Origin of the sequence: Photobacterium obscurum (assembly GCF_026191635.1) — a bacterium.
In the GTDB taxonomy this organism is placed as follows: domain Bacteria; phylum Pseudomonadota; class Gammaproteobacteria; order Enterobacterales; family Vibrionaceae; genus Photobacterium; species Photobacterium obscurum.
Map to the genome: position 1 here is coordinate 16,938 of NZ_JAKRRW010000030.1, position 12,035 is coordinate 28,972.

Below are 12,035 nucleotides of genomic sequence, written 5' to 3' on the forward strand. Positions count from 1 at the left end.
CCCTCTATCAGAGGCGTAATGGTCTAGTGTATAATGATGCGATTTTTTTAAATTTTGTTTGCTTAGGAGTCAGAAATGAAAGTCGTTGAGGTTAAACACCCACTGGTTAAACATAAGATCGGTCTTATGCGTGAAGGCGACATCAGCACTAAGCGCTTCCGTGAGTTGGCAACGGAAGTAGGTAGCCTGCTGACATATGAAGCGACTTCAGACTTCGAAACAGAAAAAGTTACCATTGAAGGCTGGAATGGTCCAGTTGAAATTGACCAAGTCAAAGGTAAGAAAGTTACCGTTGTGCCAATTCTGCGTGCTGGCCTTGGTATGATGGACGGTGTTCTTGAGCATATGCCAAGTGCACGTATCAGCGTTGTGGGTATCTACCGTGACGAAGAAACGCTAGAGCCAGTTCCATACTTCAACAAACTGGCATCAAACATCGATGAGCGTATTGCTTTGGTTGTTGACCCGATGCTGGCGACTGGTGGCTCAATGATCGCGACACTGGATCTGCTAAAAGAGCAGGGTTGTAAGCAATTTAAGGTATTGGTACTTGTTGCTGCACCGGAAGGTATTGAAGCCCTGGAAAAAGCACACCCAGATGTAGAGCTATACACAGCTGCTATCGATGAGAAACTAAATGACAAAGGCTACATCGTTCCAGGTCTGGGCGATGCTGGTGACAAGATCTTCGGTACGAAGTAAGTCATTCACCTTCTTGATAAAAAGCCGGACTCAGTCCGGCTTTTTTATTCCTGCATAAAATAAAGTAGTGAAAAAAACGCCGAGGACTGGATGGTCCTCGGCGTTTTTGGGGATCGCGACTTTTGATAGGTCTAATTAGTTAGCTGTGTCTTCCATCTGAGCATTATCGACAACATGGTTCTCACCGAGGTCGTCAGGCAGGATCAGGTTCAGCAGGATGGCAACAATACCACATAGGCTGACGCCCTGTAGGCTGAATTCACCGATGCCGAATGCCATACCGCCAATACCGAATACCAGCGTAACGGCAACAATGACCAGGTTACGGGCTTTGTGAAGGTCAACTTGGTTTTTGATAAGAGTATTGAGGCCGACGGTCGCGATAGAGCCGAACAGCAGGATCATGATCCCGCCCATCACTGGTACCGGGATGGTCTGTAGCATTGCACCAAGCTTACCAACGAAAGCCAATACTAGCGCAGTGATCGCCCCCCAAGTCATAATGACAGGGTTAAATGCCTTGGTTAGCATGACGGCACCTGTTACCTCTGAGTAGGTGGTATTAGGTGGCGCACCGAACATAGAAGCCGCAATGGTCGCTACCCCGTCACCGGCCATTGTACGGTGTAGGCCAGGCTTTTTCAGGTAGTCCTTACCAGTTACGTTCGAGATTGCCAGCATATCCCCCACATGCTCGACCGCCGGAGCAATCGCAACAGGGATCATGAACAGAACCGCGTTGATATTGAACTCTGGGAATGTGAAGTTTGGTATAGCAAGCCAACTCGCTTGGGCAACCGGAGTGAAGTCGACAACACCAAAACCCAGGCTTACGGAATAACCAGCAACTATACCGCCCATAATAGGAACTAGCTTCAGGAAGCCTTTGGCAAATACGCTCAGTGCAATCGTCACAAGCAGAGAGATGCTTGAAATCCAAAGTGCGGCATCACCATTAACCAACTGAACCGCACCATCCCCGGTTTTACCCAAAGCCATATTAACCGCGGCAGGCGCAAGGCCTAGGCCAATCACCATAATCACAGGGCCGACCACAACAGGAGGAAGCAGTTTGTGGATAATGCCCACACCACGTACCTTGATGACAGCCCCCATGCAGACATAAACGACACCCGCCATCATTAGACCACCCATAGTGGCAGCAATGCCCCAGGTTTGGACGCCGTACATGATTGGAGCAATAAAGGCGAATGAGGAAGCGAGGAAGATAGGAACGGAACGTTTGGTGATGACTTGAAAGAGGAGAGTACCAATACCTGCTCCGAAGAGCGCAACGCTAGGATCTAGCCCTGTCAGTAAAGGAACCAGAACCAACGCACCAAATGCGACGAATAGCATCTGTGCGCCTTGCAGTACCTGCATCATTATTGTATTCCACCCTGTCTGAAAAAAAATCGCGCAATCCTAGCATGGATGTAATCGGTTGCCTAACTCGATTCTGTTGAAAAACAAATTTGCAATAAATTGGTTTGTTTTTTGTGATCTGTATCGATTTATTTTGTAACGCTTACATTTTTGGGCTTCTCTCGAAAGGAGGGATAGAGAAAGCGCGGCCAACCTTGTGGTAAGGAAGCAATAGTTAAATGGACAAATTTCAGATAGTCTGGATTTTTGTGGCAGTAGCTGTTGCCGATACTGGCTTGATCATTTTATGATCGGGCATTAACTAAGTGATGAATGAGTTTTCTATGTTGCGTTTTGCTCTACTAATTTTTGCTTTATTAGCTTTGCCGCTAAAAGCTGCAACCGTAACCAACTTGTATCAGGCACAGGTGGTACTGCCAGATACGGATAAACAGTCGGAAAAAAAAGCCCGAGAGGAAGCGCTTGAGCAGGTATTGATTAAAGTATCGGGTCAGAGCGCGATTACTCAAAATGAAGTTATACGTAAGGCTGTGGCGAATAACAGCCCGTACATCAGCCAGTTTGGCTACGGTAGCCTGGATGGACAGCAGACGCTGGAGCTCACCTTTGACCGTGCGAGGATTCGCAATCTATTGACTCAGGCTAGCTCCACCTTATGGGGGGAGCAGCGTCCGAACGTACTGGTGTGGATGGTGAATGAAGCCAACCGAAGCCGTGATATTGTCTGGGATCAGTCCGGTAATGCCTTTGACCCGCAGCTAAAGAGTGCTGCAGACTCCCGTGGGGTGCCGGTATTAATGCCTATTGGTGATTTTGAAGATGTCACGGCAATAAATATTCCGGATTTGTGGGGTGGATTTGTTCAGCCGATTGCAAGTGCCAGTGCACGTTATCAGCCTGATGCCATTCTTGTGGTACGGGTTCGCCAACAGGCAGATGAAACTGTCCAGCTGGGTTGGCAGTTATTTGCGGATAAACCAGAGTATCTGACCACCTCCCGAACCGCACCTGCGGAAGGCCGCTCTGCTGGGGGATCTGCCCAGGCGCTCACTGATATGATGAACCAGGTTGCTGATTTTCTTGCCGAAAAATATGCCGTGCAGTTAGGCGGTGCCAGTGAAGGTCATTTTGCTATCCAGGTTGACAACATCCAGTCGACAGAAGATTTCTTTGCTCTTGAGCGAATGCTGACCAACATGACGTCGGTTGCTTCTGCTAATGCGAGTAAGCTACAGGGCAATAAAGTGTTTTTTGGTATCAACTTGCTAAGCTCTGAATCGGCTTTTAAACGTGAATTGGGCCAGGATCGCCGTCTGTCGCAGAATACTGTTACCGATTATTCTGTTTTGGCTTCTGCTGACAGTGGTGCGGTGAATGAGGGGCTGTATCAGGCTGAAGGACAGGAAATGACGACTGAGCAAGTTTCTGGACAGGTTCCTGAACAGGCTCCGGAGCAGCTGTCAGGGCTGCAGGAACAGCAGGCCGTCGATGTGAGCGCAACTATCGAACCGGCCCAGAGCCAAAGCAACCAGTATAGCTGGCATCCTTAATCACTTTGGTAACAGCTGGATATTGAGAGAATGCGGTGGATCCCTCCACCGCATTTTTTGTTTACTTCACTATTTCCCGCCTTTCTCTTTCCTGTCTTTCTCGTGTGCTTCCCTTTCTTCTTTCTCGACCTGAGACAGCTTTTTCAGCTTGATACCTAATTCTCTGCCTCTTTTTCGAGCAAAGAGAATATTGGCGACAAATGCGCTGGATGCCAATCCCAGTTCAACCAACGCCAATAGACGCTCACCGCCATCAACCCAGAGGATGGTTAGGGCGTGAAGGAAGTAGAACATCAGAATGAAGTTAGCCCATGCATGGGTATAAGGTTTAGCTTCGAGGATCCCTTTTAACGGTAATAGCATGGGTAAAACCCACATCCCGGCGACCACAAGATTATTGAGGTGAGGGTGAGGGGAAAGGGTGCTTTGCCATAAGCCAACCCAAAAAATTAAAGATAGGTTGGCAATTAATGCGGAGTAACGAAGATTCTGAGTCGACTTACTCATCTCTGTCATATGGTTATCCTTACCTGATTACCCGTTTAACTAAATGTCTTATCCCTGTTGCTGGAGGCTACCTAGCCACTCACCGAAGGCCATCGCTACTCTTTAATGAAAGCTTTATCGCTGTTTCAGCCAGTCGTTTTCCTAATGCCTGAGCCAGTGCCGCCTCATCACTATCTAGCTGTTTATGCTGGCCTTGATTTAAGTGCGAGGCCCCGTATGGGGTACCGCCCGAGCGGGTGGTATGCAGCAGGGGTTCAGAATATGGCAGGCCGACAATCAGCATGCCGTGGTGCAATAGGGGCAACATCATTGACTGCAGGGTGGTTTCCTGGCCGCCGTGCATGGAAGATGAAGAGGTAAATACGCAAGCCGGCTTGCCGATCAGGGTACCGGAGAGCCATTGGGCGCTGGTACTGTCGATAAAGTGCTTCAGCGGGGCGGCCATATTGCCAAACCGAACCGGGCTGCCCATTGCTAATCCGCAGCAACTTTTCAGATCCTCATGGGTCACGCAGGGATCACTACCGGCAGGCAGTTCGGCCTGCTCCCCCTGGTGGCCGATATCCGCCACCGTTCGGAGCAAGGCTTCGCAGCCAGTAACTTGTGCGATCCCGCGGGCAATATGCCTTGCAAGCTGGCGGGTATTACCGTGACGGCTGTAGTAGAGCACCAGGAGTTTATGCATTACAGGATATCCAGCACTTGCTCCGGTGGACGGCCCATAGCGGCCTTGTCATCCTTCACCACGATTGGGCGCTCGATCAGCTTAGGGTTGGCGGCCATTGCCTCAAACAACTGTTGCTCGGTAACAGCCTCATCGCCTAGTGCCAGTTCTTTGTAGAGGGTTTCTTTGGTACGCATCATCTGGCGGGCAGAGCTATAACCAAGTTGGCTTAACAGGGTTTTAAGCTGTTCGATATTCGGTGTTTGCTCGAGGTATTTAATCACGTCTGGGGTGATCCCTTTTTCTTCAAGTAGAGCCAGGGTCTGGCGGCTTTTTGAACAGCGAGGGTTGTGATAGATAGTAACTGACATGGTTTCTCCAAATAATGTTATGCCCATTTCCTCTTGCCTGGGTGAGCTGCCAGGTTAAAAAATGGGGGGATAAATGTTGCAGTCCTATTGTAGAGGAACTGCAACCTGGAAGAAAAGGAAAGTCAGTAACTGAATCAGAGATTTGCGAAGCGGGCGCGAGCAAGGCGCAGCTGGTCAATCCGGGCATCGTAACGTGCCTGATCCAGTGAATCTACCTCGACCAGTTGGCTGGCCTGGATGTAATGCTGGATGGCTTTGTCCCATAACCCACGTAATGCCATTAGCTCGGCACGGGCTGCCAGCTCGGCATCACGACGACCAATATCGGCATAAGCCTGAGCCAGCAAATGCCAGCCGTTGGTATCATTTTGATTATCATAGGTGTAGCGCGTTAGGATTGAGATACTCTCTTCATTACGGCCTGCCTCCTGAAGGGCATGCGCAAGGTTCAAGCGAAGCACCTTATGGTTAGGGTTGGCGGTTAAAGCCTGTTCAAGGCGTTTGATGGCCTTGTCATAATTTTTTTCATACAGATCCAGATCGGTGGCTGAATCGATATAGAAGCGGTTTTTCGGTTCAGCTACTAGCAACGGATCCAGCAGTTCATGGGCTTGCTGGTATTTACCGGAGTCAATGAAAACCAGTGCTTTACCGTAATTGAGAGCACTTTTTTGGCTGGCATTGGCTTTTTTGAGTTGGCGATTGAACCAGTCTAGTGCTGCTTCGCTTTCGATACCGGCATAACGGGCAATAATGCGAGCTCGAGCTAATTGATAGCGTTCAGAGGTGTTTACCCGTTTGGCAGGAAACTGGTTGGCGCGGTTGCGGGTATCTGCAATGCGTGATTCCGGCAAGGGGTGGGTCAGCAGCATCGCGGGTGGCGTGCTGGCATAGCGGTACTGATCAGCAAGGCGGCCGAAGAAGCGCGGCATGGCCTGAACTTCGAAGCCGGACTTGGCCAGGGTAGCGATACCGATGCGGTCTGCTTCTTTCTCGTTGCTGCGGGTGTAGTTGATCTGACCTTGTGCTGATGCCGCGGTGGTGGCATGGATTGCTGCCATGCCAGCCTCTGGAGAGGCAATCGCCAGCATTAACGAGCCGATCAGAGCCGCCATGGTCGCGGGTGATTTCTTGGCTTGATCTTCCATACTCCGCGCCAGGTGGCGCTGGGTGATGTGGGCGATTTCGTGAGCGACAACCGAGGCGAGTTCACTTTCTGTTTTAGCGTGTAAAAACAACCCGCTGTGAATAGCTACATGACCGCCAAAGAAAGCAAATGCATTGATTTCACGGTTTTGGATCATGAAAAAGTTAAATGGGGTGCGAACATCCTCAGCATTGGCCACCAGTCGGTGACCAAGATCCTGGACATACTCCGATAGCAGCGGATCGCTAATCACAGGCATACTGGCACGCAGCATCCGCATATAAGCATCGCCGTATTCCATTTCCTTTTCAATCGTCAATGTTGACGCTGCCGTGGTCCCTATTTCTGGCAGGGTGTTGAAGTTATCAGCCTGAGTGGTAAAGCTCGAACCTAATAAGGCACTGATTAAGAGATAGGTTGGCGCTTTAGCAAATCGAAACATGTTAATAATACAACCGCCTTTCAAATATTCGTTTTTGTCCTGTTTGAACCTGCCTGATTAGCTAAATCATTGCTGAACAGGTATAACATACAGAGAGTAAGACAACGAAACCAATAACTGGTTTCTTTTTTGTCGCACCGATGTCCTTTACAATACTCTGATGGATACTAACTGTCAGCATACCGGAATGGAAATCACATCGCTAAATTTGACTTCAGAACGTTGCCCCATGGCACTTTTATTGGCCAAACGAGCGACCAGAGAGCTCGGTTTCGGTCAGTATCTGAGAATTCATATCTCTGATGCCGGTGCCCGACAAGATATTCCCCGCTACCTGTTAAACAATGGGTTTAATATTGAAGAGCAGGCTGATAGTCAGCTTGAGCTCGTAATTACCGTGACCAAAAGGCAGTAAAGATTTTATGCTGGACATGCTAAATCGCTGGTATCAGCGAAGATTTTCAGACCCTCATGCCGTGAGCCTTGTTGCCATCCTGTTAGTCGGCTTCTTGACCATTTACTTTTTTGGCAACCTGATCGCACCGCTGCTGGTAGCGATTGTCCTGGCATACCTACTGGAGTGGCCGGTGATGAGGCTGACCAAGCTAGGGCTGCCGCGTTCAATATCGGTGATGCTGGTGCTGTTGCTCTTTGTCGGATTGATGGTTATGGCGGTCTTTGGCCTGGTACCGACTATCTGGCACCAGATCGGGAACCTGATTGCCGATGTACCGAATATGTTTAATGGCTTGCAGCAGTTTGTCTCCAGCCTGCCGGAACGTTATCCCGACTTTGTTCAGCCACATCAGGTTGGCACCTTTATGAATACCCTACGGGAGAATGTGCTGGGGATGGGAGAAAGTGTGGTCAAAGGATCTCTGGCGTCGCTGGTAAGCCTGGCAACACTGGGCGTGTACTTGATCCTGGTGCCTTTATTGGTGTTCTTCCTGCTCAAGGATAAAGAGGAAATGCTGGCGACCCTGAGTGGCCTGATGCCAAAGAACCGTCGTCTGACCAGCAAAGTCGGCGTTGAGATGAATCAGCAGATTTCAAATTATATTCGTGGCAAGGTTACTGAGATCTTCATTGTCGGTATTGTTAGCTATATTACCTTTGCGGTGATGGATTTGCGCTATGCCGTATTGCTCGGGGTACTGGTGGGCTTCTCGGTTCTGATCCCGTATATCGGGGCGGCGGCGGTGACTCTGCCGGTGGCGATGGTCGGTCTGTTCCAGTGGGGGATCAGCCCTGATTTCTGGTGGCTGCTGGTTGCATACGGCATTATCCAGGCTCTGGACGGTAACGTATTGGTTCCGATCCTGTTCTCTGAGGCCGTTAATCTTCATCCGGTAGCAATCATTGTTGCGGTGCTGGTATTCGGTGGCCTATGGGGATTCTGGGGCGTGTTCTTTGCTATTCCATTGGCTACTCTGGTTAAGGCCGTTTGGAATGCCTTACCATCCAGCGGACCTGATGATGAAGAGCAAATTACAGAGTAATCAATCAGGCTTTTAAGCTTTTTGAAAAAATGCCAGTCGGTTAGTCGACTGGCATTTTTTGTTTCAGGTATTACGTTGCTAGGGTCTGTTGACTATTTTTCCAGAGAATGGGGATCTTGCTTGTCCTCATCATCGAGTGGGCGGAGGGTTGCTATTGTCCCAATTTGTTGGCATCGAGTTTGGCGCAGGGTTTTGCCGCAGCGGTTGCAATCACCGCAGCGTCCTTTGTTCTTCCACCATTTCAGGTAGAGATAGGCCAGGGCAGCAAAGATCACCAGACTGACAACGACGATATCTATCCAGTCGGTAGTTGGAGTTAAGTTCGGCATCGCCGGCAAAGTCGTTGCAGTCTTGGTTGTCATCAGTGTGCTCCGTGGTTACCCAGCGCGGTGGTGTTTGTTACCGGCGCTGCTTTGCGCTTAAGAGCCGGGAATAGCCCGACGATCAACAATAGGGCCAAGCCGGTAAAGTACACTCCGCTCATCATGGCGATGCCGGAGATACCCAAAATCATACCAAGGGTGTAAGTGGTACTGGCGACGCCCAGGCCAAGTGCGGTTGGGAACAATAGGGCCAATAGCATCCAGCGGTATTGGCCGGTCTGGACCTTAACCATGATGGTGGTTGCCAGGCAAGGCGGGTATAGGGCGAAGAACAGGATCATAGCGACTGCAGTCAGGGAGGTGATGTTGTTGCTTTGATCGCCCATTCGCTGTTCCAGGCTGTTGTTTTGGTCATCTTCCTGTTGAAACAGCACCCCAAGGGTTGCCACACTACTTTCTCGTGCGGCAAATGATGACAACAGGGCGACATTAATTTTCCAGTCAAAGCCGGCAAAGCGGGTGGCTGGTTCCATCGAGCGACCGATAGAGCCAAGGAAAGAGTGGCTTAGGCGTTCTTGCTTGATTTCTCTACGGATCGACTTACGCGCACTGGCCAATTTACGCAATGCTCGATTGGCTTTTTTCGCCTGCTTATCCCCCTTCGGTGCTTTAACAAACGGGAAGTATTCCGGGTTTCGCTGCTTAAACATTTCGCCTACGGCTTTGGAAGCGGTGGCTCCTTTGGCGTTTAGCTTGGCCCGTTTGTAGTCATTGTAGTAATTCATTAGTGAAACTAATTGCTCACCTTGGGCAATTTCAAGGTAAGGGTTGTTTTTCATCGTATTATTGAATTTATGGATCGCCTGTTCAGATTGCTGTTGGTAGAACGCCACTCGCTCTTGTGGCAAGCCGGGGTATTGCAGCAGGGTGAAAATCACAACAGAGACGGCAACCACAATGGTGCCCACCTTCTTGATATAGATCCAAGTGCGTTCAATAGAACGTGTCAGTACCGCCCGTACGGTAGGCAGGTTATAGCGTGGCAACTCGATGACAAACGGTGCATTTTCCTCACCGCGCAGCACGGTGACTGATAGCAGCTTGGCGACAAGCAAGGCGGCGATGATGGTCATGGTTGAGATGTAGAACATCATCAGCGCCTTGTCTTGCTCGAAGAAGATTCCGACCAGTAGGGTATAGAGTGGCACTTTTGCCAGGCAGTTCATAAACGGCACGGTGAGGATCGTGGCCATTCTGGCCCGGTGATCCGGAATACCTTTGGTTGCCATAATCCCCGGAACGGCACAGCCACCGGCGAAGACGCCGCTGAGGATCAACGGCAGGGTGCTCTGGCCATGCAGCCCGAAACGGTTCAGCACTTTGTCTACCACAAAGGCGATGCGTGCCATATAGCCGGAGTCTTCCAAAATGGCGATCAGGGCGAATAGGATCATGAAGATCGGGACATAATTCAGCAAGGTATTGGCAGAATCGACAATCCAAAGACCCAGAGAGCGGGTGTACGGATCAAACAAAAAACCGGCTTCCGGCAATAGCCCGGCAACCCATTCCCGTAAGCTTGCCAGATATGGCCAGGTGTAGTTGGTTAGCTCATAGCCCTGGACGATTGCTAGCTGGTAAATCATAAAGACCGTCAGAACCAGAAATATCGGGGCCAAGAATCGGTTCAGAACGAGCCTGTCAATGCGCTGCGATAGGGTTGGCCCCTGCCTTGGTGTGGTGGTTACTGTAGTACAGATCAGTGACTGAATAAAGGCCTCCCGTTGCGCCGCAATATAGTCATTGATACTGGTGTTGTTTTGCTGTTCGAAGTCGCTGCGTTGCTTGCTTACGACTTCACGCAAGGTTGCCAGCTCGTCTTTGGACAGGAGATCTGCAAGCTTGCCGAAAATTTGCTTATCATTTTCAAGTAACTTGAACTGGAACCAGTGCAGTGGTGGCTCGGTAAGCTTGGTCGCCAAGGGTGTCAGCGCTGACTCAAGGACAGCCATGGCACCTGACAAGGCTGGGTAGTGTGGCAGTTTATCGCTCCGGACCGTTGGTTTCGATGCTGCCTTGATCGTATTGGCTTCAATAATGTCACACAGCGCCCGGCGTCCTTCCCCCTTGCGTCCAACCGTAGTAACAACCGGGATCGACAGGCACTGGCTGAGTTCTTCGATATCTATCACAATCCCTTGTTTGTCAGCCACATCTTTCATGTTTAATGCCAGTACCGTCGGGCATTCCATTTCCAGTAACTGCACCGTTAAGTGCAGTGAGCGCTTCAGGTTCACTGCATCAACCACATTGATAACCAGATCGGGGTGTTCCGCGCTGAGGAAATCACGGGCTACCCGCTCTTCGAGAGAAAAAGACGACAGGCTGTAGGTGCCCGGTAGATCAACCGCCTGATAAGACTGGCTCTGGTAACGAAAATAGCCATATTTTTTGTCAACGGTGACACCCGGGTAGTTAGCAATGTGCTGCCTGGCACCAGTAAGTAGGTTGAAAAGTGTGGATTTACCAGCATTTTGTTGACCACAAAGGGCAACCAATGGCGTTTTGTCTGTCATTTTTACGGTCCTTTCTCCGGCATTAACGCACTTCTGGGGAAGCGATTGTTGTTACTTCAATACCAGCGGCTTCGGTACGGCGCAGTGAGACATGTGTGTTATCAATTTTGATTTCGATTGGATCACCGAGCGGTGCGCTTCTGACCATCGTGACGACGGCTTGCGGCATGATGCCTAAATCCATCAGGCGTTGTCTGATCATACCGGTTGCGAGATGACGGTGAACAACAACGGTTTGATTGGGTGGGATATCGTTCAGCGTCATAGATGGATACTCATAAAATGCTAAAAAGGAATATATACAGAGTGGAATACTGAAAAATATTACCCTTGTAATTCAATGACTTTCAAGTTAAATGATAACTGTTATCATTATTTTTGATTTGGCTCAATAAACATGTGAATACGAAGGATTCTCATTTCCATGAATGGTATCTTGCTTTTTGTATTCACTGTGCTGCTTATTCATCCTTACTTTATTGGTGGCAATAAGCACCGATAACAATAGAAGGTCAGGTTACTACATGAATAAAAAACAGCTTTCGTTCGCACTCATGTTATCCATGATGCCGCTGACAAGTTTGGCTCATACTCCACTGTGTTCTTGTTATGACAATGGTGATGGCACCGTTTTATGTGAAGGGGGCTTCTCTGATGGCTCTTCTGCCGCAGGGGTTGAGCTTGCTGTTGTTGATGCAAATGGCAATAAATTGCTAGACGGCAAGATGAACGGGGATAGTGAGTTCGAATTTAACAAGCCAGAAGGTGACTACAAGGTACAGTTCAATGCTGGCCCGGGCCACTTGGTTGAAATTTCAAGTGAAGATATTACCGAATAATACGCTGTCATGAGGTAAAACCTCTAAGT

Annotated in this window: 13 protein-coding genes; 5 read left to right on the forward strand and 8 right to left on the reverse strand. The window is 49.5% G+C overall.

Annotated elements, in window-relative coordinates; genetic code table 11:
* The first annotated feature begins 75 nt into the window (after nucleotides 1–75).
* Nucleotides 76–702 (forward strand): uracil phosphoribosyltransferase, encoded by a 627-nt coding sequence (gene upp, locus MD588_RS23565; RefSeq protein ID WP_265700294.1) that lies wholly within the window; start codon nucleotides 76–78, stop codon nucleotides 700–702.
* A gap of 135 nt (nucleotides 703–837) precedes the next feature.
* On the opposite strand, the gene MD588_RS23570 is transcribed toward upp, so the two are convergent.
* Nucleotides 838–2,088 carry a uracil-xanthine permease family protein gene (locus MD588_RS23570; protein ID WP_265700295.1) on the reverse strand — a complete coding sequence of 417 codons (1,251 nt, stop codon included), beginning with the start codon at nucleotides 2,086–2,088 and terminating at the stop codon, nucleotides 838–840.
* Between the two features lie 323 nt (nucleotides 2,089–2,411).
* Here MD588_RS23570 and MD588_RS23575 point away from each other — a divergent pair, with 323 nt between their 5' ends.
* Nucleotides 2,412–3,638, forward strand: a complete 1,227-nt coding sequence (locus tag MD588_RS23575; RefSeq protein WP_265700296.1) for a DUF2066 domain-containing protein — start codon at nucleotides 2,412–2,414, stop codon at nucleotides 3,636–3,638.
* A gap of 69 nt (nucleotides 3,639–3,707) precedes the next feature.
* On the opposite strand, the gene MD588_RS23580 is transcribed toward MD588_RS23575, so the two are convergent.
* The 4 genes from MD588_RS23580 to bepA all read right to left on the reverse strand — a co-directional run bounded on the left by MD588_RS23580 (nucleotide 3,708) and on the right by bepA (nucleotide 6,769).
* The gene (locus MD588_RS23580; RefSeq protein WP_265700297.1) at nucleotides 3,708–4,154 is read right to left on the reverse strand and encodes a DUF2069 domain-containing protein; all 447 of its coding nucleotides are present in this window, start codon (nucleotides 4,152–4,154) and stop codon (nucleotides 3,708–3,710) included.
* A 70-nt stretch (nucleotides 4,155–4,224) separates the two neighbouring features.
* Nucleotides 4,225–4,830 carry an NAD(P)H:quinone oxidoreductase gene (wrbA, locus tag MD588_RS23585; RefSeq protein ID WP_265700298.1) on the reverse strand — a complete coding sequence of 202 codons (606 nt, stop codon included), beginning with the start codon at nucleotides 4,828–4,830 and terminating at the stop codon, nucleotides 4,225–4,227.
* Nucleotides 4,830–5,180 carry an arsenate reductase (glutaredoxin) gene (arsC, locus tag MD588_RS23590; protein WP_265700299.1) on the reverse strand — a complete coding sequence of 117 codons (351 nt, stop codon included), beginning with the start codon at nucleotides 5,178–5,180 and terminating at the stop codon, nucleotides 4,830–4,832. The genes wrbA and arsC overlap by 1 nt, the downstream gene beginning before the upstream one ends.
* A 134-nt stretch (nucleotides 5,181–5,314) precedes the next feature.
* Nucleotides 5,315–6,769, reverse strand: coding sequence for a beta-barrel assembly-enhancing protease (gene bepA / locus MD588_RS23595; RefSeq protein ID WP_265700300.1), 1,455 nt, complete (start codon nucleotides 6,767–6,769; stop codon nucleotides 5,315–5,317).
* A gap of 187 nt (nucleotides 6,770–6,956) precedes the next feature.
* Between bepA and MD588_RS23600 the strand changes: the two genes are divergently transcribed.
* Together MD588_RS23600 and MD588_RS23605 are read left to right on the forward strand one after the other, a co-directional pair.
* Nucleotides 6,957–7,184 (forward strand): sulfurtransferase TusA family protein, encoded by a 228-nt coding sequence (locus MD588_RS23600; protein ID WP_265700335.1) that lies wholly within the window; start codon nucleotides 6,957–6,959, stop codon nucleotides 7,182–7,184.
* 7 nt (nucleotides 7,185–7,191) lie between these two features.
* Nucleotides 7,192–8,268, forward strand: coding sequence for an AI-2E family transporter (locus tag MD588_RS23605; RefSeq protein WP_265700301.1), 1,077 nt, complete (start codon nucleotides 7,192–7,194; stop codon nucleotides 8,266–8,268).
* 92 nt (nucleotides 8,269–8,360) lie between these two features.
* On the opposite strand, the gene MD588_RS23610 is transcribed toward MD588_RS23605, so the two are convergent.
* Genes MD588_RS23610 through MD588_RS23620 form a run of 3 tightly spaced genes read right to left on the reverse strand, consistent with a single transcriptional unit; the run spans nucleotide 8,361 to nucleotide 11,432 of the window.
* Nucleotides 8,361–8,630 (reverse strand): hypothetical protein, encoded by a 270-nt coding sequence (locus MD588_RS23610; protein ID WP_265700303.1) that lies wholly within the window; start codon nucleotides 8,628–8,630, stop codon nucleotides 8,361–8,363.
* Complete coding sequence (gene feoB / locus MD588_RS23615) at nucleotides 8,630–11,167, reverse strand: ferrous iron transport protein B (RefSeq protein WP_265700304.1); 2,538 nt, start codon at nucleotides 11,165–11,167, stop codon at nucleotides 8,630–8,632. The genes MD588_RS23610 and feoB overlap by 1 nt, the downstream gene beginning before the upstream one ends.
* A 22-nt stretch (nucleotides 11,168–11,189) precedes the next feature.
* Nucleotides 11,190–11,432 carry a FeoA family protein gene (locus MD588_RS23620; RefSeq protein ID WP_265700305.1) on the reverse strand — a complete coding sequence of 81 codons (243 nt, stop codon included), beginning with the start codon at nucleotides 11,430–11,432 and terminating at the stop codon, nucleotides 11,190–11,192.
* A 259-nt stretch (nucleotides 11,433–11,691) separates the two neighbouring features.
* Here MD588_RS23620 and MD588_RS23625 point away from each other — a divergent pair, with 259 nt between their 5' ends.
* On the forward strand, nucleotides 11,692–12,006 hold the full coding sequence (locus tag MD588_RS23625) for a hypothetical protein (protein ID WP_265700307.1): 315 nt from the start codon (nucleotides 11,692–11,694) through the stop codon (nucleotides 12,004–12,006).
* Nucleotides 12,007–12,035 lie beyond the last annotated feature (29 nt).